Consider the following 23250-nt stretch of genomic DNA (forward strand, 5'->3'; position numbering starts at 1 on the left):
GCAGTTGTAATCTCTCAGGTGCCAGTTTTAGAGATCGAGGCATCGGGGTTAGTGCGAGTTAGCTTCCGGGGCGAACCAGTCCCGTTTCATAGGCGGTGATGACCGCCTGAACGCGGTCGCGTGCCGACAGTTTGGCGAGAACGCGTCCGACATGAGTTTTCACGGTTGCTTCAGCCACGAATAGCTCGGCGCCGATCTCTTGGTTAGATAGCCCGCGTGCCATCAAAACCAACACTTCGCGTTCGCGTTCAGTGAGGGCCTCCAACGCCGAGTCGTCAGCCCGCTGGCTGGCTGGTGCGGCCTCCACCATATGGGCGAGCAACCGCTTCGTAGTGGACGGGGCGATCACCGCGTCTCCTCGATGCACGGTTCGGATCGCCGCGAGAAGGTCCTCGGGTTGGGCATCTTTTAGCAGAAAGCCGCTCGCGCCGGCGCGGATCGCGGCCATCACATACTCGTCTAGATCAAATGTGGTCAGCACAATGACACGGGGAGCCTGGTCACTGGGAGCCTGGTCGATAATGCGTTGCGTAGCTTCAATGCCATCCATCCGGGGCATGCGCACATCCATCAAAATGATGTCGACGCGTCGCCCTCGCAGTGCATTGACCGCGTCCTGTCCGTCTCCGGCTTCCACAATGACTTCAAGATCGGGCTGAGAGCCGATCACCATGGCAAAACCGGCGCGGACCAGAGGCTGATCGTCGACGATTGCGATCCGTATTGGCTCTTCTTGCTGAGAGCCTGGGATGGCGGTGCCGGTCATGTTTTCTCCTTTATCGGGGTGCCTTGGTGAATCTCGATGCCCTGTCGGGTCCGGGCAGGGGCCAGCCAGGATGGCAGGGGTAGACGTGGAGCTTTTTCTTTCTGCAACGGGAAATGCGCGGAGACTCGAAATCCTCGTCCGGGCAGGGGACCCGCAACGAAACTACCGTCGTAGACCGCAACTCGCTCCCGCATACCGGTCAGGCCGTGTCCTTGCCCGTCTGACTGCGGATCATGGCCCTGTCCATCGTCGATAACAGTGACGTGGAGGTCGAGGTGGGTTCGGTTTATGGTCACGCTCGCGCTGGCCTGCGGTCCGGCGTGTTTCATGACGTTGGTGAGCGCTTCTTGGACCAAGCGGAACGCCGACAGACTGAGCGCCTGGGGGAGGTCATCCAGGTCGCCGTGCACGGTGAGCTCGACCCTCGTGCCAGCGTCGGTGATCCGCGTGATGAGACAGGATAGGGCGCTGAGGTCAGGCTGTGGGCCGTAGGTGGTCTCTTCATCCTGGCGCAGAACCCCCAGCAGGCTCCTCATGTCGGCGAGTGCATGTCGTCCGGTCTGACCGATGGTCTCTAAGACGTTGGCTGCCTTCACAGGGTCTTGGTCGGCGATGAAGCGTCCTCCGTCGGCTTGGGCGATGATGACTGACAGTGAATGGGCGACCACGTCGTGCATTTCGCGGGCAATCCGGGAGCGCTCTGCTGCGACCGCTAGCGCGGCACGCTGTTCGCGGTCGCGTTCAGCGTGTTCTGCGCGTTCCTGTGCGATCAAGAGTTGGTTGAGCTTGGCTCGCTGGAATTTGCCGACCGCCCAGGTGCTCATGATGAGACTTGTCCCCATCACAAGAAACATGAGGACTACGAGTGCGACCTCGAAAATAGACGAATGACGCGAACGATCTAGGTTGATGAGGCACAGGATTTGAAGAATAAGGCCGAAAAAAGAGGCCCCTAAGGCTGTCCGTGCAATCCATGGACGAGCATACGCCGTCGCGCTAAACAGGGCGTAAAAGATCATCAGATCGCCGGGCACAACCTGTTGCCCGGCGATCATGTGGCCGACGGCGAGAATACCGACGGCGAGTGTGGCTCGTCCGGTGTGAGTGCGCATCGCCATACCCGGCAGCACCATGAAGAACGTCCATAGCATCACGGCTGCTGGTTCTTGCATCCCCCCATACGGGTCCACCGCAACCAATGTGATGATGAAAGCGACGATGGCTATGCTGCCAAACACTGTCGAGTCGATGATCCCCGGGTGCTCGACTAGCCATCGAAAGATGTCGAGGCGTCGTGTTGGGCGCGAGGGTGTGGACTGCATGCTCATGACCATAGTGCGGTTTGTCGGTGGCGTCGTCGCCCTGCGGTCTGATTCTGGTTCGCACCAGGGTGATGATGCAGCGCACATACCGCGTGTGAGCTACACGGATTGGGACGGTAGCCCGCAGGGGACGAACGCAATGCCGTAGGAATACGGGATAGGGATTGGCGATACGGGTTAGGGGGTGTCCTGGCCCGGCGCGCCCTCGCGGTCTACGCGATGCAAGTGCTCTAAACGGATATCTCGCGCTTCGTCAACCAGCTTTTCCTGCTTTTCCTGTTGCTTTTCCACCATGGTGTCGCTGCGCAGCGGCAGCCGGATGTCTTCTTCGGCGTCAAGGCCGCGAGCAAGCTGCCGCGCCCGCGTGATTTCGACGTCGATTTCGGCCCCGAACAGCATCACATTGTTCATGATCCACAGCCAGAGCAAAAGGACGATGACACCGCCCACCAGGCCGTAGGTGGCACCGAACTTCCCAAAGTTATTGACGTAAAACGCGAACCCGAAGGAAGCGACTGCCATGACGATCAGCGCGATGGCAGCGCCCGGAGACAGCCACCGGAACTTCGGTTGGCGAACATTGGGGGTTGCGTAATAGAGCAGCGCAATCATTAAAATCGCAATGATCGCAATGACCGGCCATTTCGCAATATTCCAGATCGACACCGAGGTGTCGCCAAGGCCGATCAGATTACCGATTTTCTCAGCGATACCGCCGGAAAGGATCGACATGGCGAGCACCAAGACGACGGCGATCACCATGGTGAGGGTGACCAGCAGTTGAACGGGTTTGAGGATAAATACGACGCGACCTTCGTTGACGTCATAAATGCGGTTCATCGCCCGGCCAAAAGCCCCGACATATCCCGAGGCGGACCACAGTGCACCACCAACACCAATGATTAGGGCTACGACGCCACCGCCCTTTGTTGTGAGCTGTTCAATGGCAGGCTGAACGATTTTCATGGTGTCAGCCGGCACGATCTGGTGCGCGAAGCCAATAATGGCCTGCGTCGATTCTTGTCCTTGACCAAACATTGCAAGCAAAGAGATCACGGCGAGCAGTCCGGGGAAGGCTGATAACACCGCGAAATAGGTCAGTGACGCGGCCAGGTCAGTGCATTGATCACGGTTGAACTCGGCCAAGGCCCGCCGCGCCACATAGGGCCATTTAATAGAACCTTTTCGGGGGGAGGGCTGCGATGAGTGCGGGGGGCGACCGTCGCTATCGGTTGCGCCTGAGGGCTGGGTTATCGCCTCGGGGGTGCTCTCGCTGTCTGGCATCGACGTGCCTTCCTCAGAGTGTCGGGGGTAGGGAAATGGACGCTATCCGTCTATGTCACGGCGTAGGGATGTTCCCCGCCCATCCTGCCATGAGCGGGGAGGAAAGGGGTGGAGGTGGCGCTCTCGCGTACACTGGCTGTTCGTGGCCGCCATTGATTTTTCTGAAGAAATACCTCACCTGCATCAGACGCTGACTTCCATTGAGAAAGTGACTGATCTCGATGCGCTGACAACCAAAATCGCGGACTTGGAGCGCCAAGCAACCGCACCCGACCTCTGGGACGATCCGGATGCTGCCCAAAAGGTCACCAGCGCCTTATCTCACGCCCAGGCTGAGCTGCGTCGCATCGATGAGCTGTCCTCTCGGATCTCCGACCTGGAGATCATGGTTGAGCTTGCGGCGGATGAGAGTGATGAGGACACCCTGCACGAGGCGGAAGCGGAGTTCGTTGCGATTCGCAAAACCCTCGACGAACTCGAAGTGCGCACGCTGCTATCCGGTGAGTATGATGCCCGGTCGGCAGTGGTGACGATCCGCTCGGGGGCTGGCGGTGTAGACGCGGCAGATTTTGCCGAAATGCTGCTGCGCATGTACATGCGCTGGGCGGCGCGCAAGGGTTATCCGGTCAAGGTGATGGACACCTCCTATGCGGAAGAAGCTGGGCTGAAGTCGGTCACCTTTGAAGTGGATGCTCCTTACGCGTATGGAACGCTAAGCGTCGAAGGGGGCACACACCGGCTGGTCAGGATCTCGCCGTTCGATAACCAGGGACGGCGGCAGACTTCGTTTGCCGCGGTGGAGGTTATTCCGCTGATCGAGTCGACCGACCGGATTGAGATTCCCGAAACTGACTTGAAGATCGACGTGTTTCGCTCGTCGGGTCCGGGTGGGCAGTCGGTTAACACCACGGACTCTGCCGTGCGCATGACCCATATTCCGACGGGCATTGTGGTGTCGATGCAGGATGAAAAGTCCCAGATTCAAAACCGGGCTGCTGCACTGCGAGTGTTGCAGTCCCGACTGTTACTGCTGAAGAAGCAGGAAGAGGACGCTAAACGCAAAGAACTGGCAGGCGATGTGAAGGCCTCCTGGGGCGATCAGATGCGTTCGTACGTGCTGAACCCGTATCAGATGGTTAAAGATCTGCGCACCGAACATACCGAGGGAAATCCGCAGGCTGTATTCGACGGTGAGATCGACGGTCTGATTGAGGCGGGGATCCGGTGGCGCGTTTCGGCTCAGCGCGCTCTAAATAACTGAGACTCTCGCAATGGAGACTCTTCCGGCCTAAAGCGATGAGGATCACGTAGGTTTGACCAAGGCTTGACCAAATTGACGCAGCTGGTGCGCCACGCACACAGTCAGCGGCGTTAGCCTCGAAGAGGCCAATCCCGACCTTCGGTAGGACCTCGTGATCCGATTCGAGAACGTCACTAAGACATATCCCCGTTCCGCCCATTCAGCGCTGCGCGACCTCAGCATCGAGTTCGAGCGAGGAGAGTTCGCCTTTTTGGTGGGCGCCTCGGGCGCTGGTAAATCCACCATCATGCGGCTCGTGCTGCGCGAAATCCTCGCTGACCGAGGTGTCATCTATGTGGCGGGGAAGAACCTTTCGACACTTCCATCCCGCAAGGTGCCGAGCCTTCGCCGTGAGATCGGGATGGTCTTCCAGGACTTCCGTTTGCTGCCGTCCAAAACCGCCGCACAGAATATTGAGTTCGCGCTGCAGGTCATCGGCACTCCCCGTCGGGTCGTGCGCCGCACTGTCCCCGAGATGCTGGACCTAGTCGGATTGGCAGATAAAGCCAAGCGTTATCCGCACGAGTTATCCGGTGGTGAGCAGCAGCGGGTAGCGATTGCGCGTGCCTACGTCAACCGGCCCTCGATCTTGTTAGCGGACGAACCCACAGGAAACCTCGACCCCGTCACCAGCCAAGGAATTATGACCTTACTGGAAGAAATTAACGACCAGGGGACGACCGTTTTGATGGCTACCCACGATTTCGACATTGTCAACCGGATGCGTCGCCGAGTAGTTGAGGTGGTTGATGGTGAGGTCGTACGCGATGAACAGGGTGGGATGTATCAGGGCGAAGCGCCAGCGAGTGTTATTTCCGGTCGGGCCTCGGATGGCTCCAATCCCAGGGTGCAGCAACCTACGTGGGATGGTACCGAGGAGGTCCTACCGTGAGGCTTCGCTACGTAGCGTCTGAAATTCTGACCGGCCTCTGGCGCAATATCGCCATGGTGATCTCGGTGATCATCGTGACGGCGGTATCCCTGACGTTCGTCGGCGCCGGGGTTTTAATGCAAAAGCAAATTTTTGAGATGAAGGATCACTTGGTCCAGGAATCTCAGATCACCGTCTTCCTGTGTTCAAAGCATTCAACGACCCCCACCTGCGCGGGCGGCTCTGCTACACCAGCGCAACAGTCACAGGTTGAGTCGGCCTTAAAAGGTGACGTGCTTGCGCCGTACGTACGGTCGTTTACCGTGCGCGACCAGCAACAAGCCCTGGAGATTTATCGTCAGCAATTCGCGGGGCAGTCGTTTGTTAACGACTTCACCGCAGCTGATATGCCCGTGTCCTTCCATATCACGTTGAAGAATCCCGACAAAGCTAGAGCAGTTGTCGAGTACTTCCAGGGGCGCGACGGCGTCGATGAGGTGCGCGATCTCCTCTCCGTCTATGCGCCATTTATGAACATCTTGAATCAGACAACCCTCTTGGCGATTGGTCTCGCGGTATTGATGCTGGTCGCCGCTATTTTGCTGATTGCCACCACGATCAGAATGTCCGTATCCAACCGTCGCCGCGAGATTGCGATTATGCGACTGGTGGGAGCATCCAATCTGTTTATTCGGCTGCCGTTCCTGTTGGAGGGCGCGGTTGCCGCCGCTATCGGCGCACTCATCGCGGCGGGCCTGCTCTACACGGGGCTTCGCACCGTGGTGGTGGGCTGGGTGCAACCGCATCTAGGAGGTGACCTTTTGCGGGTTGGTCTGAGCGACCTCATCTGGTTAGGTCCTATCCTGGTAGGAATTGGCGTGGTGCTCGCGGTCGCCTCGTCTGTTGTCTCACTGAACCGCTACCTGAAAGTGTGATCTCATGAGTCGCCGCTTCCCCTTGCGTTCTCACCGTCACCCCTGGCGCCGCTTCTGCGTGAGCGTGGCCATGCTCGCTCTGCTGTGCCCGATCATCATTCCGTCCGGGGCAACAGCCGACGACAAGGACGACAAAGTTCGGGAAAAGCAGCAGGTTGACCGCAGGTTGAGCCAGCTTCGGGACGAGCTTTCAGAGACCAACACAGACCTCTCCTCGGCCTACATCGCGCTTGCGGAAACAGAATTGCAGATCCCGGATGCGCAGCGGTCCTTGGACGCGGCCCGTGGAGCGTTGGATAGCGCGAGGCAGGAAGATGAGCGCGTTGGCAAGCGCCTGCGCGATGCTCAGCGCGAGGAACGCGAGCTGCAAGGCCAGGCCCAGCAGAAGGCCCAGGCCGTGGTCGGCAAAAACCAGGATATCGACCGTCTGGCGCTCGCCGCCTACAAAGGTGGCGGTGTGCCTAGCGCGGCAAGCGTGTTTGTGGGGATTGCTAATCCTCAAGAAGCGGTTGATCGCTCCAAAAACTACACCTTGACACTCCAGGCCCAGGGTGCGAGCTTGTCGGATCTACGGGTGGACCAGGCGGTGACCAGTGACCGCGGAGACCGACTCAGTGCTGTGCGCCGGGAAATTAATGAGCTGAAGAAGCAGTCAGAAGCCGCGGTGCGCACTCGACAGGAAGCTGAACAACAGGCGAGCACTGCGAAGCAGCAGCTAGACAGTCTCTATACCCAGCAGAAGACCCAGACGGATGCTCTGCAGCAGAAGAAAAAAGAGTACGAGGGCCGCCAGAGCACTCTGGAGAGTCAGTCTGCTGAACTGGATCAGCAAATTCAGACACTGATCCAGCAAGAGAAACAGCGGGAACTTGAACGTCAGCGTCAAGAAGAGGAACGACGACGCCGCGAAAACGCCGACCGACCAGCTCCGGCTCCGGGGGGCGATGATTCAGGCGGCGGCTCTGGTGGGGGAGGACAGTCTGGACGCGGATTCTTGCGGCCTGTTAACGCACCGTTGAATTCAAACTTCGGATATCGCTATCACCCGATTTTCCACACCCGTATTTTGCACGCCGGTGTTGACTTCGCGGCGGCGTGCGGCACGCCAGTGAAAGCCACCAAGGCGGGGAAGGTGCTGGCCACTGAATACCGGTCGTTGGCGGGTAACAAAGTGACTATCAGCCACGGCCTCGACAATGGTGTGCTGGTGACCAGCTCGTACCATCACTTGCAGGGCTTTGCGGTATCACCGGGTCAGCGAGTCTCCCAGGGACAGGTGGTCGGCTACGTCGGTACCACCGGATCCTCTACTGGGTGTCACCTGCATTTTGAAATTCAGCACGACGGAACGCCGGTCAATCCTGCCCCGTATCTGTGAGCTGCCGCAGTCTTTATCGGTGAGCCAGGGACTATCGGGCTGGGGTCTATCTGAGAGCTTGGTAGACCCGTATCCGAGTGGGATGCTAGCTAAATGCTTGGGGCGTGAGCGTGGGGTATAGAGTTCGCGCTGCGCCCACAGCTGATGCGGACGCAGTGGCTAATCTGTATGGAGCGGCTGATTGTCAGGCGTCAGTTGGTTATCGCGCCTAGGGTAGGAGCCAACCGACACTGAAAATTGTTGGTTATCGCTGCACAGCCCGCTTACAGTGTTGTGGTCCGCTGGATGGCGGATGCCGTGAATCTAATGAGGAGAGCTGAGATGTCGTCAAAGAAGGGCGGTGCGAAAGCGTCCAAGAACGCTGACGGACGCCGTCTGATCGCGAGCAATAAGAAGGCCCGCCATGACTATCACATTGACGACACCTGGGAAGCGGGCATAGTCCTCACGGGAACCGAAGTGAAGTCGTGCCGTGCCGGGCGGGTGTCATTGATCGACGGGTACTGCTTCATCGAGAGGGGCGAGATGTGGCTGGATGCGGCCCATATCGCCGAATACGCTCAGGGAACCTGGACTAACCACGCGCCGCGACGTAAACGTAAGCTCCTGCTGCACAAGTCTGAAATCTTGAAGCTGACAGGGAAAACCCGCGAAAAAGGTTTCACGATTGTTCCGCTGCAAATGTACTTTGTGGGCTCTCATGTGAAGGTCGAAATCGCGTTAGCGCGCGGTAAGAAAGACTGGGACAAACGTCAAAACCTTCGCGAGAAGCAGGATCTGCGTGAAGCCCAGCGCGCGATGCGGCAGCGCGAACTGCTGTCTTAGCGTGACGAAAATTATCGGGCGTTCAGGGGAGGCGGTCCGGTACACTTGTGGATGTGGACGGCAGCTTCGCTGCTGGATTGACAACTGGATATGCGACATAGGTATTTCAGTGCCACCATTCCACTCACGGGGACGATCGGTTTCGACGGTAGTTGTCCAGCGAGAGGAAGCGGGCCGAGAATCTCAGGTCATCTCGTAAACGATCCTGAGAAACCAATAAGTGCCGAACCTAAGCGCACTGACTTCGCTCTCGCTGCCTAAGTAGCGACAGCAGTCTGGAACCCCGGGGGAGCTCCTGACCCGGACCGTTCCATCATCAAAGGAGCCACTGCTACCGATTCTCGTCGTTGGGATCGGATGAACATTTAGACGACTGAGCTGGTCGGCGACGTGTCCACGGGATCGCCGCAGCTGAGAAAACGCCACGTGGACTGCGCCCGGAGAAGCTCTCGTTTTGCACTATCGGACGCGGGTTCGATTCCCGCCGTCTCCACTGATACCGCCGTAAGGCTAGTTAAAACACAGCACCCACACCCCTTTCGCGGGGGCGTGGGTGCTGTGTTTTTTGCTGGGCTCTGATCCTGTCCTGAGCTTAGTTGTGCGAGATAGTATGAGAGGCTATCGATCGCATAGACAGTCCTAGCGATCGATGCGATGGAAATGTAAAATTTGACCCACGTCTCATGGCCCTGCTGCCTTAGCCTCCGCAGTCATGAACCGTGAGGTCGATGCGCTGCGGCAACCTTTGATGCAGGTAGCTCCGTGAGTTGTCCCGAGGCGTATGGGTTAGCAGCAGCATGCATACTCGTAGCAAGGAGTGCTTTGTCGTGGTTGACGAGGATAGCGGAAAGACTGATATTAGGTATATCGAAAAGAAGAAAAAACTGGAGCGATTCTTTCAAAAATCCACCGGACGCGGTACCGAGATGATCGAGACTACGAGTGAGAAAGTTGTGGCTAAGCGGGCCCACGGTGATGGGACTGTCACTACTCTGCGCATTGACTCCGGCTCCCAAAGACGCTTCATAGAGATCGAGTTTTCTGATGAGATGAGAGCAAAAAATAACCTAGGGGAAAATTCGACCTTTAAAATTTTTAGTGGGGAGAAGTAAAAATGGGATTGTGTAGTCCTTTTTTGCGCGACGCCAAGGATGAAAGATTCTATATCGACCTGCTTATCGAATTAACGCAAACATATCTTGATGTCTGGAGAGGTGTCGTTCCTGCCGTATGTAAAATGCGGGTGGATGAAATTGAAAACCTCATGCAATCCATAGCATTCTTTCCGTTACTGGATCTGGCGATATTCGATCTAGATGATCCGCTCGGACATGAGTGGGGGAAAGATGTTCAGCGCGACCTATGGTACATCTGCTACCAATTGTTTACTGATCCCACCGCATACTCGGGGCTTTCGACTTTGTATCCGACCGATTTGGCGGGCGCTCTGCTCTCCATCTTTTATCGTGAAAAAGAAAAGCAAGAGGCTGAAGCGATATCGCAGGATATCCGAACTTTGCGGAACGACGGAGAACCTCAATTTTTCGATGATTCCTGGCTGTTTGATAAACTCCTTCTTCGGGATCGTGAGGTCGACCCTCTATTTATACCGGTTATTCCCATGCAAGAGATGTCGCGGGCAACGGTTGTGGAGTTTGATGGGGTCCAGTGTCTGAAGATTGAGAACGCTCATGGTCCACACGGTGTTATTCGACTTAACCTCGGCGACTATGTTGAGTATGTTGAAGTTGACGATATCAGGATAGGTAAGTCTAAGAATGGTGTATACGCGATTTACTATTGGCATAACTATACCGTTTCAGAGCCCTCTTCCACGCTTCGCCAGTACATCGTGAAAGACAGTGAAAAAGTGATGAGCTTTGTGACGAATTCGCTGCGTTTTGAATCATTGTAAAATGAAGCTTGGCTATTGTGAGAGTGGGACTCTGGGGTGCATGCCGCTTCTGGAAAAGGTGTACGGCGATCCGGGGTCTTTGTTATGGTGTGCGGCGGCCGGCGGTGCGCAGCAAGAAAGTCAACCTGGGACACGGCGAGGTTAAGTGGGATGGTATTGGGGTACGTCCGCGGGTAGGGGACGCCTGGATCCGCTACGATAGATACGGATAATTTAACGACAAATCCAGGTTGCTTGGCCGCAGCGTAGATGAGGGTTGAGGGGTTTCGCGTAAAGGAGCGACGAATGGACAGTTCGCGTCACCACGGCAACGCAGGGGTGAGAAGCTCTGCATACCTGCAGCTGTTTTTCGATATGTCCGTGAAACCTGTTGATGCATGACTAGGTGCCGCGTCCTGTGTGTGCAGTATGAGGACGGATGACATAGAAAAGCTGATGCACTTCATGTCCTTTTTCCTATACTCGGGGGTGAGCCGCATTGATGGTCCTCAGATACTTGGGCATGAATGGGGAGAAGACGCTGGCGACGATCTATGGGTTTTGTGCTACCAATTCTTCACCGACCCTAACTCTTACGACACCATGTCCATGCTCCGGCCTACAGAGCTTGCCGGTGTGATCCTCAAAGAGCACAGCAGCATGTTGGTTGGACGGGCCCAGAATGAGGGGTTGCCACAAGATGAGGTAACTTCGCCCCAACTTTATGGAAACCCTCATCATGGCGATGAAGCTTTGCGCCCGGGGCATGGGATCCCATGCGAGGGAAATGCTCAGCTAAAGCAGAGCTATATGGCCCCACTTACCCCCGTCGTCGATGATTCATGGCTGTTCGGGAGAGTTGCTCAGTATCGACAGAGGCCAGAGTATATTTTTGTTCCGGTGATTCCCTTGCAAGAAGTCTCCAGGGCGACACCGAATAAGTTTTCAGGGTTTCAATTTATAGATATTGAAAATGCTCATGGACCGCATAGTTTTTTTCGTATGAGATTCAGGGGTGAGGTGACATATGTGGCCCCGGACCTTTCGGGGTTTATCCTGAGGAAAAATGCTGTGTACGCTGTTTATCATTGGGATGAATATATGGTGGCAGGCCCTCGCAGATCGGTTCGCCAGTACGTCATCAAGGATAGCGAAAAGACTATAAGCTTTATGGCTCCACCATCTTATTTAACGGAACCCTGGATTGGTCAAACCGGTCGCTCTCAATATATTGTGCAGTAATGCTAATGGGGTGTAAGGGTTGACGTAGCTCCAAATACTAAATAGAATGAACGTTCAATTTCTTATCCTTTACAAGCTCTGCTATTTTCCCTTGAAGCGACCCCTCGGTGCTGTTTCGTCCGGCATGTTCGCTAGCTCTAGTGATCTGGAGCCCTCCGGCCTTCTCTTTAGAGGGTTACAGTCTTGAACGAGTTGCCGTGAAGGGAAAAACTAGTTACGTTGGCTGAACTAGTCGGTGCGACCGGTTTAATGTCATATGGGTATATATTTACTTATGCACTTAAATGCTTCAGTGAGGTGAACGCATGTTGACATGCCGAGAAATTTGTCTATGTGTAGCGCCCCTTTTGTGAGGTGCGATGTGAGTGTAACTCGTGGGTATCCCGCAGGTGTACCTATCCGGGTAGTCCTTGGCCTACCGTGGCTTTAGCCATCGATGTGCCGCACCTTAAAGACGTACAGATTATATCTATCTTAAGGGCGTGCGGGTCGGGAATGATTGCCTACTAATAATATATAAAATGCGTTCTGTATTAATTGTATGCGTGAATGCTCGAAATCGCAGATTTTCGGGAATGGCATCTGCCCCTTAGGGGAGCTGCGCTCGGGTTAGGGGCTGTCTCCTATTTAGGTGAGGCTGTGAGCCATCTTCTGTCGCCGTTCACATTGGGCAAAACATATCTTACGTCATATCTCTCCTTGCGCCCCCAATAGGTATGATCCATACTTAGATATGTGACCGATGTAAGCGTCGAATGGCCGGCGGCCTGGGTGCGGGCTGTGCTCGGCACTGCGGTCCTGGCTGCTCTTGAATGCGAAGAACTGCACGGATATGCGATAGCGGAACGGCTGGCCGAGCTCGGCCTTGGCAGACCAAAAGGAGGCTCCCTCTACCCACTGCTGGCTGCGCTGGAACAATCAGGCGCAGTGGAAACCTCTTGGATGCAAAGTGAGCGAGGCCCGGGACGGCGTACGTACCGGCTCACTGTGAACGGGCGGGCCCGGCTATCTAAAGAGCGCATCGACTGGAAACGTCTCATCGCCGTTTTGAGTACCGCATCTGAGCCACATCGAGAAGGGATAGCGCCATGACAAAACCCCATGATGACATTCCCGCTGCCATCGATCGGGTGGCCTCAATCCGAAGCGACAAAGACGATGAACACTGGGCCCGCGTCGCGGCTGGGCGGCTGGTATTAGACGGCATATCTGAGGCTCGGGTGAGCGAATTGCTCCATGATGTAGCTGAGCAGCTCGAAACACATGGACAATCAGCCGTGGAGCTCTTCGGAGATCCTCACGAATGGGTGGAGGAGCAGCTGGCGATGGTCCACGACAGGGAGGGGGATGGTGAAGCGCTCTCTGTTCTCACCCCACCAAGCCTTCGTGACATAGTGATCGAAACCTTCGTCATCGCCAGCTATTACAGTGTGCTGTTCGTTATCGTGGCGCTACTTACCTGGTCATGGGGACAGCCTTTGACACTGTCGTGGCTTGTGGCTCCCTTTGTCCTGGGGGCAGTTTCGCGGGTTCTTCTAGCGGTATTTACGTACGTGCGAGCCGCCCGATCATTCCTCAGTGCTGTCATTGCCTCCCTTGTTACGGGTGCCGTAGGGGTCGCTCTGACCGTTGGCGTTTTTATGGTCGGCAATGGGGTGAGGTTTGAGTATCCAGCTGTGATCGGAGTTTTCGGCTCGGCGTTCATGTACGGAGTGCTTGCATGGCTCATCGGTAAGCTCTGGCCGAAACGCCCTATTCACACGCCACTTCAAGTGTTTGATGATGGCGAATGGCTCCGTCAGCTCGGGGCTACGCTGCGCATACGAGGGGATATGTCTGACGCTCAGGTGAATCGGATTGTTGCGGATTCGCGCGCCTTTGCTGAAGAAGCCGGAACAAGGCTAGTTGAGGAATTCGGCACGCCGCAGTCGTATGCATTGCGATTTACCAAAAACCGCAGCCTGCTTCACCGTCGGACGGCGTGGCTCTCCACAGCGGGTGTGGGGTTGGTCCTCGTATACAACGTTGCGGTCATCATCGATGGGACCTTGAGTGTCTGGCCATTGCTGTGGCTCGTTGTTATCGGGCTCATAGCGGCTTTTGAGTGGCGCGACGTCCGACGTGAAGCAGCCCGACGCATCGGGGGATAACTGGTAATGGGGGCATGGTTAACGGTTCCTGTCTCTCCTGAAATCGTGCTCTGCCGTAATCATGCCTCGAGCTTTGAGCAGCCATCCCGCCTCGACTGTGAGGTGTGTTACAGATAGTCCCGGCTTGTTAGTACGCCTAGGTAAGGTCGGCGGCGTAAGAACCACATTCTCCGGGGTCAGTGAAAGTCTGAACCGGCGGTGATAGTCCGCGACCCGTCTCCCACCAGGGAGCCGGTTGACCTGGTGGAATTCCAGGACCGACGGTAAAAGTCCGGATGGGAGGAGAAGTGGCGTCCTTGCGCGCTGTTGGCATACCACCATCCGCGCATGAGGACGCATACTGCTGTGCCATCACCCCGGACCGTCGTCGATCCGGAGGCATGTGTGCGCGGACATCAGTCCTCACGCGACCAGCCAGGGCCGGGGCTTGTCTCCGGCGCTGAACATCGAGCCATGCAGCGGGCGCTCGAACTCGCAGCTCGTGGCCCTCAACACGATGTCAACCCCCAAGTCGGCTGCGTCATTATCGCGCCGGATGGAACTCGTTGTGGTGAGGGCTATCATCGCGGTTCAGGCACCGAACATGCCGAAATTGCTGCGATTAATGATGCTCACTCCCGCGGGAAATGTACCCGGGGAATGACCGCTGTAGTCACCCTGGAACCGTGCCGCCACCAGGGGAAAACAGGTCCGTGCACACGCGCTCTGCAACAAGCCGGGATAGCCCGCGTGGTATACGCGCTGCCAGATCCCGGCGAGCGGTCTGGAAGGGGATCTCGCAATCTGCGGGCAGCAGGAATTGAGGTCGTGGGCAGGGTCATGGAAGACCAAGCCCGCCAGCTCATTGAGCACTGGTACACCCGAGCCTGCGGCGGGCAGGTGCACACCGCTGCCTGTCACGCGCATTCCACTGTCCGTCAGGTGCACACCACTGCCCGCGACTGTGCTGACGCTGCCCGGTCACCACGCCCTGCGAACCACGGCGCCGACGGCGTGCACCTGGTCCTCAAAACCGCGACCAGTCTTGATGGCAACGTCGCAGCGGCAGACGGAAGTAGCCGATGGATTACCGGTGCAGCAGCTCGTGCACACGCGCACACGGTGCGAGCCCGTACCGGGGCGCTCATCGTCGGAACTGGCACCGTAATCGCTGATAACCCGGCATTAACAGCGAGGCCCAAAGGGATGGACTTAGTTCACCAGCCACTGCGCGTCGTCGTCGGTATGCGACCGGTGCCGCGCGAAGCAGCCGTGCGAGGCCACAACGGACGGTTCCTCCAGGTCCCCACCGATACGCCCCGCGATGTCATCCGTGTTCTTGAAGAACGAGGGATCGAGCATGCCGTTCTCGAAGGCGGGCCGCGCCTTGCCACCGCTTTTTGGCAGGCGGGACTTATCGATGAAATCCATGCCTATCTCGCACCCGTTTATCTGGGAGTGGGACGGCCCGTGCTCGGCGATCTCGGCATCACGACGCTCGAGGATGCACACCGTTGGCACATCCGTGAAACCCAAGTACTGGGTGAAGATCTCTTACTCATCCTTACACGCATGTCCACCACCGACCGCTTGCGGAAGGAACCCCATGTTCACCGGAATCGTTGAAGAAATAGGCACCGTGGAATCTCTGGTTCACCAGGACGACGGAGAAGTACGGATCGCTGTGCGAGGCGAGCTCGCAGTATCCGATGCACGGTGCGGGGACTCCATAGCCGTCGACGGAGTGTGTTTGACGGTCACCGAGCTGACCGGAGACGGGGGATTCGTGGTTGAGGCTGTGCCCGAAACGCTTCGACGCACCACCCTGGGCCGTCTGGTTCCTGGAACACGGGTCAACCTGGAGCGTTCGCTGCGCGCCGACACCCGACTCGGCGGACACCTGGTGCAAGGGCATGTGGATGGTGTCGCTATTCTCAGCGCGAAATCCGATGGAGGACGCTGGGTCGATCTCACCTTTTCTATCGACCCGCAACTATCGCCATTCATCGCCGTCAAAGGTGCGATCACAGTCTCTGGGGTGTCCTTAACCGTTACTGCAGTCAGTGACACCTCATTCAGCGTGTCATTAATCCCGGCAACGCTTCAGGCCACCACTTTGGGACGTCTCGCGTTAGGTGATCCGGTCAATATTGAGATTGATGTTCTCGCCCGGTACGTCGCCAGGTTGCTTGAGACCAGTTCATCCGGCGGATCACAATCTCAATCCTCTGTATTTCGCACGGACCAGCCGCACGACGGGGCTGCCCAGGGGAGGAATTCGCAAACTACACCGCATCCATCACGCCGTGGACTACCTCATGCGCTCCGTATGGCCGAGAGCGAGGACCTGTGAGTGCGTCGTCACTGACCCCTGGCACAGACCCTGGATACCGCGGCCTACTCGACCGGGCACTGGATGAGCTGCGGAAAGGCCGGCCGACCCTCGTGGCCGATTCGGAGGACCGCGAAAACGAGGTTGACGCGATCATGCCCGCCCAGCTCGCTAGCGCGCACTGGGTGGGATGGATGGTGCGTCATACCTCAGGGTATTTATGCGCGCCGATGCCCGCCGAACGTGCTGATGAGCTGGATCTTCCGCTCATGGTGGCGCGATCCCAGGATTCACGACGCACCGCGTACACGGTGAGCGTGGATGCTGCTCACGGTATAAGCACTGGTATTTCTGCCAGTGAGCGGGCCAGGACCTTGCGAGTGCTCGCCGACCCCGACGCTGTGGCGTCCGATCTCATCCGGCCCGGGCATGTGCTGCCTTTGCGTGCCGTGCCCGGCGGTATCGCGGAGCGACCCGGACACACGGAAGCCGCCGTCGATCTATGTCGTGCTGCTGGTCTGGCGCCCGTAGGTGCGATTGGTGAGCTCGTGCGTGACGACGGGGAGGTGATGCGTCTGGATGAAGCCCGGGCTCTGGCCGCCGAGCACGATCTGGTGCTCCTCACCATCGCCCAACTCGCCACCGAGCTTCCCACAGCGATGAGGCCGCAGCCTCATGCGGAGCACCCGTCTCGGGGGCGGAGCCAGAGCCGGGTGGACCGAACGGCCACCGCACATTTGCCGACCCAAGCCGGGGACTTCACAATGCACGGTTATCGGGATCGCCGCACGGGGGCAGAGCATGTTGCTCTTGTAGCTCATCGCATAGCCGCTTCACGTGTGAGTTCACATGAGGCGTCATATGCGCCGTCCCATGCGCCTTCTGACGCGCCGACCCTCGTACGGGTGCACTCCGAATGCCTCACCGGGGAGGCATTCGGGTCGCTTCGCTGCGAATGCGGCCCCCAATTGGACGAATCGTTGCACTTGGTTGCTCGTCGCGGGGGTGTCGTGGTGTACCTGCGCGGTCATGAAGGACGGGGGATTGGATTACTGGAGAAAGTCGCCGCCTATGCCCTTCAAGATCGGGGGTTTGACACCCTGCACGCCAACCTAGAACGGGGATGGGATGGAGATTTGCGCGAGTACGGGGCAGCCGCCGGTATCCTCACGGACCTGGGATATCACCGGGTCGAGCTGTTGACCAATAACCCCGCCAAGGCGAAGGCACTCGCGGATCACGGGATTGATGTGGTGCGCACGATCCGGTTGCTGGTTGGTCATGCCCCGCAGAACGCTCGGTATTTGCGGACCAAGGCCGAAAAAATGGGGCACCTGATTGCGTTGGACGGGGCGGGCAGTTTTAGTGGCATAAGTAGTGACGGCGAGATCTCTGATCGCACCGACATGGCTGATCGTCACGAGATGTGTCATCGCGATGAGACAACTGATGACACCGGTGAGTATCGGGCACACCCATAAAAGAAAGGACGACGCTGCCATGAGCAAAATTGGTCTGCCGACATTAGAGGTCGATGCCTCCGGGATGAGGGTCGTGATTGTCGCTGCGAGCTGGCACGAGACGATTATGAACGGCTTGATTAACGGGGCCTTACGCGCTCTTCATGATGCAAATGTTCACACGGTTGACCTGGTGCGAGTGCCCGGTTCCTGTGAGCTTCCCGTTGCCGCGCTGCATGCGACTGCTGTTGCTGACGCGGTGGTCGCATTGGGGGTGGTCATCCGTGGTGGGACGCCACACTTTGAGTATGTCTGCCAGGCGGCAACGCACGGCCTTACCGAGGTTGCGTTGCGCACTGGGGTGCCCGTCGGGTTTGGGGTGCTGACCTGCGATACCGAGCAGCAGGCCTTAGATCGGGCTGGGTTACCGGGTTCTTCCGAGGACAAAGGATTTGAGGCAGCCGAGGCAGCCGTAGCGACGGTGGGTGCGCTGCGAACCTTGCGGGCTTAAGCTGCCCGGCTCAGGGTGCCTGTGCGGACTGCCGATGTCTCGCCCCAGGGCGTCGACTGGAATCGTCAGCGGGACGAGCTTTCGGGCGGAAGGTTGCCTGTGAGCGCTAGAGAGGTGTCCAGTCCGGTCACGATGAGGCGGAGAATCGAGGTGAAATCGCCGGTGTGTGGTGAGGCGGACGTGAGTGCGCGCTCGGGGGTGATGTTGCTCGCTACCCCCAGAACGCCCAGGGTCTCGGCCTGAATGCGCTGCTGTTCGTGGAAGGTGTATCCGATGACGAAGTGTGTAATGGCTTCGGCGGCGGTCAGGGCGAGGTTGTTGGAGGTCGCGCAGTGATGGGCGGCGGCGATCAATTTGGGGTGAAGTGGCGGCGGGATCAGACCGAGCGCCAATGAGCTTGAGACTAGTTCGGCGCCGTCACGGTAGGCCAGGAGTCGATCTCGTAAGCAGATCCCGAGTCTCAATGCTTCTTCTTGGATCGTCGGGCAGGTGGAGTTGTCGTCGGTGAGGGGGGCGAGGATACGGGCACTGACCGCAGCGAGGAGCGCCTGTTTGCTGTCGAAGTGCCAGTACAGGGCGCTGGGTCTGATCCCGAGGGTGTCGCCGAGTCGGCGCATGGTGAGGTTGGGCAGGCCTTGGGTGTCCAGGATGGTGAGGGCGGCGTCTACGACGTCGTCGCGTGAGCGACGAGGTTGAGGGTCCTTTGGGTTTGCCGACCGTACCATCATGCCGTTACCCTACCTGAACATCGTTCACCTGAACGGTGTTCAGGAAAGCTATATGAGGGGACACAATGCGAGTTCGAGCGAATTGGCGACAGCTGGACGCAACGGATATGGCCCGGGTAGCCGTCTTCGCGGGAATCGTCGCCGCGCTCGGGTTACCGGGATCATTCACGGTATTCGGGGGTGTCCCCATCACAGCGCAAACCCTTGGCGTCATGCTTGCGGGCGCCATCTTGGGCCCCTGGCTCGGCGCGCTATCCCTGACCGTCTTTATGGCGCTAGTCGCCGTGGGCCTACCTCTGCTCGCTGGCGGACGCGGAGGAGCCGGAGTGTTCATCGGCCCTTCGGGCGGATACTGCCTCGGGTTCATTCTTGGGGCCCTCGTGATCGGAGCCATCGTCCACGCCGGCGGACGTAAACCCGTCTGGTGGCGCACCCTGATCGCGATGCTGGTCGGCGGTATTGCTGTGATTTACGCGTGCGGAATACCGGTGCAAAGCGCTGTAACCCAGCTGCCGCTGACCCAAACGATGCTTGCCAGCACCGCCTTCCTGCCCGGTGACCTCACCAAAGCCGTGATCGCAGTCCTCGTGGTTGGCACCCTGACGCAGGCCTACCCGCGCGCATTCCGGCGGACCTGGGCCTCCCGGGCGCCTGAACCGGCTCAGGCTGCTGAGCCTGTCTCATGACCAGAATCATTCCGCTGAACCCGCCCGCCACTGAACCCCTGACGGATCTCCTACAGAGGATTCAGGCGATTCGCAGCGCGGGCGATATCCCCCTGGTCGGCGATACACGATGGCCGAAAGCCCAGTGGGAAGCCATCCAAAAACTTGCCGAGAGCGCGGAGCTGCCTCCCAATGCAGCCTGGGCGACCCTCACCTCCGGCAGCAGCGGCTTTCCCAGAATTGTGATCCGCACCGACGCATCCTGGACCGACTCCTTCCCGCTGGTGTCCTCCCTGCTCGAGGCACGTGCTGAAGACCGGATCATCTGCCCAGCGCCGCCGTCATCATCCCTCACCCTGTTTTCACTCGCGCATGCTTTAGACGGGTCTGGGCCGCAACCCGTATCGTTCTCCAACCTCACACGAGCCGCCTGTTTCCACGGCACCCCTCAAGGGCTAAGGGCACTGCTCAAAACCCCAGAGCCCCTCAGCGTGCACACTGCATTCGTCGGCGGATCCCACCTGGATCCCGACCTGCGTGACGAAGCCTTGGCGCGAAATATCAAGGTGATCAGCTATTACGGAGCAGCTGAGCTGTCACTCGTCGCCTACGACGACGGAACGGGAATGCGTCCATGCCCGGACGTCGATCTTGAGATCCGCGATGGGCAGGTGTGGGTGCGATCCCCATACATCGCGCTCGGCTACCTCGGGGAACCCGGGCCTTTGCGCATCGACGGGGAGTGGGCGAGCGTGGGTGATATCGGCGAGCTCAACGACGGCGTGCTGACTCTGCGCGGACGATCAGACGGCGCCATTATCACTGCCTCCGCCACAGTGATTCCAGAAGAGGTTGAAACCGCGTTGCGCTCACTTCCCGGCATCGACGATGCGGTGGTCATCGGTTACCCGGTTCCACTGGTGGGGGAACTTGTGAGCGCTCTGATTGAGCCCGCAGACATTGATCTGGACCAGGTGCGCGCAGCGTCCCGCCCTATCCTCGCCCCGGCGAGCCGCCCTCGGATCTGGCAAGCCGGAACAATTCCACGCACCGCCGCAGGCAAACCCGCACGGGCGCAGGCACTGCATCAGATACGTGCGAAACAGGAGAAACGCGGTGGCCAATAGCCCGTGCACATCACAGAGCCCGGTGATCGTCGCCGCTCGGCGCACGCCCATTGCCACCCGGGGGCGTGCCCTCGCGGATCGCCACCTCGAAGACCTTGCTGCGCCGGTGATCCGGGCAGGGCTCACGGACGCAACCAGCGCACTCAATACCCATCCTGATGTAGCCGACGTCATTCTCGGAAACTGCATGGGGCCGGGTGGAAATCCGGGCCGGATAGCAGCCCTCGCCGCTGGACTAGGAAAGCAGGTTCCCGGTGCCACCATCGACCGGCAATGCGGGAGCGGACTTGCCGCCATCATTCACGCCGGTATGGCAATCACCGCAGGAGATACACGCGCGTACATCGCAGGTGGAGTGGAAAGCGCATCCACGGCTCCGATCCGATCTATGCATGGAGTGCCCTACAACCAGGCTCCATTCGTTCCCGCAGGCTGGGAGGATCCGGGCATGATCGAGGCTGCCGATGCGCTTGCTCGCGCAGACCAGATTGACCGGTCACGGCAAGAACAACACAGCCTTCGCAGCTGTCAGCGGGCCCGGACAGCGCAAAAACACCGGGTCTTTGACCAGGAGATTGTGCCAATCCACGCCGTGGATCGCGACGAGATTCCTGCTCGGCTCGATGCTGTTCTTGCGCGTCTGGCCCCAATCAACCCGGGTGGAAGTGTGACGGCCGCGACAGCGACCCGCATCAGTGACGGAGCGACTGCGGTTGTACTTGTCCCGGAGGAGTGTGCGCGAGGCGTCGCCGGGTTGCGTTTGCGCAGCTGGGCGATTGTGGGGTGCGACCCCCGCCTGCCGGGCATTGGGGCTGCTCCCGCTGTTCAGGCCGCCGTCGCGAAGGCGGGGGTATCGCTATCGCAGATCGTCGCCTTTGAAATCGTCGAAGCGTTCGCCGCGCAGTCGCTGGCGGTGTTGTCTCGATTAGGTCTTGCCGATGATGACCCTAGAGTCTGCTCTGACGGCGGCGCGCTCGCGCTCGGTCACCCCTGGGGAGCCAGCAGTGCGGTGAGCGTGGTCAGGCTTTTTAGCCGCTTGGTGCGGGCGGGCGCGCCTGCGGGCGCCTGCGGGGTCGCGGCAGCCTCTATTGCCGGAGGGATGGGAATAGCGGCGGTGATGGAGGTGGTGCGGTGATGGACGTGCGCGGTGAAAAGATGACTACACCTACTCCAGTAACACCTGTTCTAGACCTGCACAATGTGGCAGTGCGTTTGGGAGACGTCGACGTCTTGCGGGATGTGTGCCTCCGCACCTGCGCGCGCACCATTGCCGTGATCGGTGACAACGGCTCAGGCAAATCCACCCTTGCCCGCCTGATTGGTGGGTTGATTCCGGCAACCGCAGGGCAGGTACGGGTCCTCGGGTTGGATCCGATTCGTCAATCCGCAGAGCTGAGGCGTCGGGTCGCCTTTCTCTTTAGCAACCCCGACGCCCAGATCGTGATGCCCACCGTGGCCGAAGACGTCGGGTTCTCCCTGCGCGGGAGGGGCATGTCTCGAGGTGAACGTTCCGAACGAGTCCAAGCAGCATTGCACCGATTTGGACTCGCTGACCTCGCCGATCGGAGCTCACACGACCTATCCGGTGGTCAAAAACAACTCCTCGCTCTGTGCGGAGCCTTGGTGCGGGAGCCTCAGCTCGTGATTGCTGACGAACCCACTGCCTTTCTCGATGCCCGCAACGCGCGCATGACCGCAGCGCATCTGCTCAACGACCACTCCTACCGGTTGCTTGTGGTCACCCACGATCTCATGCTGGCTCGTCGATGCGAGTACGCTCTGCTGATCGCTGACGGGCGTGTGGTCCTGACCGGCGAACCTAAACAGGTTATTGCCGCCTACGAAGAGAGCCTGAATGATTGCCCTCTACCGACCCGGTCATAGCTTGTGGCATCGTTTGCCAGCAGGCCTCAAAATGCTGGTGCTCGCAGCCCTAGTCATCGCAATATCGTTGGTTCCGCTGAGCTGGTCCTGGCCGGGCGTGCTCATTCCGGCGGCTGTGTGCCTGCTCTGCTATCTCGTGCCAGGGATCGGGGTGACACACCTGATGAGCCAGATGTGGGCGGCTCGGTGGATCATCGTGGTGACCCTGCTGACTCAGCTGATCTTTTTAGGGGTTTTGCCAGCGGTCATGAATACCGTGCGGGTGGCCGCGATGATCGCCATCGCCGCATTGCTGGCGCTGACCACAGACGTGACGGAGATGCTCGATGCGATAGAACACCGGTTAGCACCTCTAGCCCGGCTTGGAATTGATCCCGGGCGGATCGCGTTGCTGCTCACCGTTACGATGACCACGCTTCCGGTTTTAGCGCGCACCGCCGCCCAAGTTCGCCAGGCACAGCGCGCTCGTGGGGCTCGTCCACGCCTGCGTTTATTTGTGGTGCCTTTCCTGGTGATGGCACTCAAATACGCCGACGAATTGGGGGAAGCACTGACTGCTCGGGGTATCCGCTGACCTCACCGCCAGCCAGCTGTGGC

Annotated in this window: 23 protein-coding genes, 1 other RNA gene and 1 riboswitch; of the genes, 20 read left to right on the forward strand and 4 right to left on the reverse strand. The window is 58.7% G+C overall.

Annotated elements, in window-relative coordinates:
* Positions 1-58: 58 nt before the first annotated feature.
* The 3 genes from BN1724_RS00450 to BN1724_RS00460 all read right to left on the reverse strand — a co-directional run bounded on the left by BN1724_RS00450 (position 59) and on the right by BN1724_RS00460 (position 3372).
* Positions 59-766, reverse strand: a complete 708-nt coding sequence (locus BN1724_RS00450) for a response regulator (RefSeq protein WP_058233797.1) — start codon at positions 764-766, stop codon at positions 59-61.
* The gene (locus BN1724_RS00455) at positions 763-2088 is read right to left on the reverse strand and encodes a sensor histidine kinase (protein WP_058233798.1); all 1326 of its coding nucleotides are present in this window, start codon (positions 2086-2088) and stop codon (positions 763-765) included. Before BN1724_RS00455 ends, BN1724_RS00450 begins: the two co-directional genes overlap by 4 nt.
* A gap of 177 nt (positions 2089-2265) precedes the next feature.
* A complete protein-coding gene (locus BN1724_RS00460) occupies positions 2266-3372 on the reverse strand; it encodes a YihY/virulence factor BrkB family protein (protein ID WP_058233799.1) in 1107 nt (368 codons plus the stop codon).
* 142 nt (positions 3373-3514) lie between these two features.
* Between BN1724_RS00460 and prfB the strand changes: the two genes are divergently transcribed.
* From prfB to ribH, 15 genes are all read left to right on the forward strand, one after another.
* Entirely contained in the window at positions 3515-4633 is a 1119-nt protein-coding gene (gene prfB, locus BN1724_RS00465; protein ID WP_058233800.1) for a peptide chain release factor 2, read from the forward strand.
* A 151-nt stretch (positions 4634-4784) separates the two neighbouring features.
* Positions 4785-5564, forward strand: coding sequence for a cell division ATP-binding protein FtsE (ftsE, locus tag BN1724_RS00470; RefSeq protein ID WP_084252611.1), 780 nt, complete (start codon positions 4785-4787; stop codon positions 5562-5564).
* The gene (gene ftsX / locus BN1724_RS00475) at positions 5561-6478 is read left to right on the forward strand and encodes a permease-like cell division protein FtsX (protein WP_058233801.1); all 918 of its coding nucleotides are present in this window, start codon (positions 5561-5563) and stop codon (positions 6476-6478) included. Before ftsE ends, ftsX begins: the two co-directional genes overlap by 4 nt.
* A 4-nt stretch (positions 6479-6482) precedes the next feature.
* Positions 6483-7856, forward strand: coding sequence for a M23 family metallopeptidase (locus tag BN1724_RS00480; protein ID WP_058233802.1), 1374 nt, complete (start codon positions 6483-6485; stop codon positions 7854-7856).
* A gap of 321 nt (positions 7857-8177) precedes the next feature.
* Positions 8178-8681, forward strand: coding sequence for an SsrA-binding protein SmpB (gene smpB / locus BN1724_RS00485; RefSeq protein WP_058233803.1), 504 nt, complete (start codon positions 8178-8180; stop codon positions 8679-8681).
* A 128-nt stretch (positions 8682-8809) separates the two neighbouring features.
* Positions 8810-9177, forward strand: a transfer-messenger RNA (tmRNA) gene (gene ssrA / locus BN1724_RS00490).
* Positions 9178-9508: 331 nt separating this feature from the next.
* On the forward strand, positions 9509-9793 hold the full coding sequence (locus BN1724_RS00495; protein WP_058233804.1) for a hypothetical protein: 285 nt from the start codon (positions 9509-9511) through the stop codon (positions 9791-9793).
* Between the two features lie 23 nt (positions 9794-9816).
* Complete coding sequence (locus tag BN1724_RS00500; RefSeq protein WP_157085693.1) at positions 9817-10596, forward strand: hypothetical protein; 780 nt, start codon at positions 9817-9819, stop codon at positions 10594-10596.
* Positions 10597-11064: 468 nt separating this feature from the next.
* Positions 11065-11817 (forward strand): hypothetical protein, encoded by a 753-nt coding sequence (locus BN1724_RS00505; RefSeq protein WP_157085694.1) that lies wholly within the window; start codon positions 11065-11067, stop codon positions 11815-11817.
* A gap of 735 nt (positions 11818-12552) precedes the next feature.
* Positions 12553-12909, forward strand: a complete 357-nt coding sequence (locus BN1724_RS00510; protein WP_058233807.1) for a PadR family transcriptional regulator — start codon at positions 12553-12555, stop codon at positions 12907-12909.
* Positions 12906-13967 carry a DUF1129 domain-containing protein gene (locus tag BN1724_RS00515; protein WP_058233808.1) on the forward strand — a complete coding sequence of 354 codons (1062 nt, stop codon included), beginning with the start codon at positions 12906-12908 and terminating at the stop codon, positions 13965-13967. The genes BN1724_RS00510 and BN1724_RS00515 overlap by 4 nt, the downstream gene beginning before the upstream one ends.
* Positions 13968-14129: 162 nt before the next feature.
* Positions 14130-14258: riboswitch (FMN riboswitch) on the forward strand.
* A 36-nt stretch (positions 14259-14294) separates the two neighbouring features.
* Positions 14295-15572, forward strand: a complete 1278-nt coding sequence (locus BN1724_RS00520) for a bifunctional diaminohydroxyphosphoribosylaminopyrimidine deaminase/5-amino-6-(5-phosphoribosylamino)uracil reductase RibD (protein WP_084253057.1) — start codon at positions 14295-14297, stop codon at positions 15570-15572.
* Positions 15553-16299, forward strand: a complete 747-nt coding sequence (locus BN1724_RS00525; RefSeq protein WP_084252619.1) for a riboflavin synthase — start codon at positions 15553-15555, stop codon at positions 16297-16299. The genes BN1724_RS00520 and BN1724_RS00525 overlap by 20 nt, the downstream gene beginning before the upstream one ends.
* Positions 16296-17759, forward strand: a complete 1464-nt coding sequence (ribB, locus tag BN1724_RS00530) for a 3,4-dihydroxy-2-butanone-4-phosphate synthase (protein ID WP_231928104.1) — start codon at positions 16296-16298, stop codon at positions 17757-17759. The genes BN1724_RS00525 and ribB overlap by 4 nt, the downstream gene beginning before the upstream one ends.
* Positions 17760-17778: 19 nt before the next feature.
* Positions 17779-18249 carry a 6,7-dimethyl-8-ribityllumazine synthase gene (gene ribH, locus BN1724_RS00535; RefSeq protein ID WP_058233809.1) on the forward strand — a complete coding sequence of 157 codons (471 nt, stop codon included), beginning with the start codon at positions 17779-17781 and terminating at the stop codon, positions 18247-18249.
* Between the two features lie 65 nt (positions 18250-18314).
* Here the strand turns inward: ribH and BN1724_RS00540 are convergent, their stop codons facing one another.
* Positions 18315-18977 (reverse strand): TetR family transcriptional regulator, encoded by a 663-nt coding sequence (locus BN1724_RS00540; RefSeq protein WP_157085695.1) that lies wholly within the window; start codon positions 18975-18977, stop codon positions 18315-18317.
* Positions 18978-19042: 65 nt separating this feature from the next.
* Here BN1724_RS00540 and BN1724_RS00545 point away from each other — a divergent pair, with 65 nt between their 5' ends.
* From BN1724_RS00545 to BN1724_RS00565, 5 genes are read left to right on the forward strand one after another with little or no spacing between them, the layout of a single operon-like run.
* Positions 19043-19663, forward strand: coding sequence for a biotin transporter BioY (locus BN1724_RS00545; protein ID WP_058233810.1), 621 nt, complete (start codon positions 19043-19045; stop codon positions 19661-19663).
* Positions 19660-20769, forward strand: a complete 1110-nt coding sequence (locus tag BN1724_RS00550) for an AMP-binding protein (RefSeq protein WP_058233811.1) — start codon at positions 19660-19662, stop codon at positions 20767-20769. The genes BN1724_RS00545 and BN1724_RS00550 overlap by 4 nt, the downstream gene beginning before the upstream one ends.
* Positions 20759-21904, forward strand: a complete 1146-nt coding sequence (locus BN1724_RS00555) for a thiolase family protein (RefSeq protein WP_231928105.1) — start codon at positions 20759-20761, stop codon at positions 21902-21904. The genes BN1724_RS00550 and BN1724_RS00555 overlap by 11 nt, the downstream gene beginning before the upstream one ends.
* A gap of 20 nt (positions 21905-21924) precedes the next feature.
* Positions 21925-22653, forward strand: coding sequence for an energy-coupling factor ABC transporter ATP-binding protein (locus tag BN1724_RS00560; RefSeq protein WP_058235630.1), 729 nt, complete (start codon positions 21925-21927; stop codon positions 22651-22653).
* Positions 22625-23227 (forward strand): energy-coupling factor transporter transmembrane component T family protein, encoded by a 603-nt coding sequence (locus tag BN1724_RS00565; protein ID WP_058233812.1) that lies wholly within the window; start codon positions 22625-22627, stop codon positions 23225-23227. The genes BN1724_RS00560 and BN1724_RS00565 overlap by 29 nt, the downstream gene beginning before the upstream one ends.
* The last annotated feature ends 23 nt before the right edge of the window (positions 23228-23250 follow it).

The organism is Devriesea agamarum, assembly GCF_900070355.1.
In the GTDB taxonomy this organism is placed as follows: Bacteria; Actinomycetota; Actinomycetes; order Actinomycetales; family Dermabacteraceae; genus Devriesea; species Devriesea agamarum.

Coding starts and splice junctions, on each gene's coding strand:
- BN1724_RS00460 (WP_058233799.1), bottom strand. CDS start 3,372: ATGCCAGACAGCGAGAGCACCCCCGAGGCGATAACCCAGCCCTCAGGC.
- BN1724_RS00565 (WP_058233812.1), top strand. CDS start 22,625: ATGATTGCCCTCTACCGACCCGGTCATAGCTTGTGGCATCGTTTGCCA.
- BN1724_RS00560 (WP_058235630.1), top strand. CDS start 21,925: ATGACTACACCTACTCCAGTAACACCTGTTCTAGACCTGCACAATGTG.
- ribH (WP_058233809.1), top strand. CDS start 17,779: ATGAGCAAAATTGGTCTGCCGACATTAGAGGTCGATGCCTCCGGGATG.
- BN1724_RS00545 (WP_058233810.1), top strand. CDS start 19,043: ATGCGAGTTCGAGCGAATTGGCGACAGCTGGACGCAACGGATATGGCC.
- BN1724_RS00540 (WP_157085695.1), bottom strand. CDS start 18,977: ATGATGGTACGGTCGGCAAACCCAAAGGACCCTCAACCTCGTCGCTCA.
- BN1724_RS00450 (WP_058233797.1), bottom strand. CDS start 766: ATGACCGGCACCGCCATCCCAGGCTCTCAGCAAGAAGAGCCAATACGG.
- smpB (WP_058233803.1), top strand. CDS start 8,178: ATGTCGTCAAAGAAGGGCGGTGCGAAAGCGTCCAAGAACGCTGACGGA.
- BN1724_RS00480 (WP_058233802.1), top strand. CDS start 6,483: ATGAGTCGCCGCTTCCCCTTGCGTTCTCACCGTCACCCCTGGCGCCGC.
- BN1724_RS00455 (WP_058233798.1), bottom strand. CDS start 2,088: ATGCAGTCCACACCCTCGCGCCCAACACGACGCCTCGACATCTTTCGA.
- BN1724_RS00550 (WP_058233811.1), top strand. CDS start 19,660: ATGACCAGAATCATTCCGCTGAACCCGCCCGCCACTGAACCCCTGACG.
- BN1724_RS00525 (WP_084252619.1), top strand. CDS start 15,553: ATGTTCACCGGAATCGTTGAAGAAATAGGCACCGTGGAATCTCTGGTT.
- BN1724_RS00515 (WP_058233808.1), top strand. CDS start 12,906: ATGACAAAACCCCATGATGACATTCCCGCTGCCATCGATCGGGTGGCC.
- BN1724_RS00520 (WP_084253057.1), top strand. CDS start 14,295: ATGAGGACGCATACTGCTGTGCCATCACCCCGGACCGTCGTCGATCCG.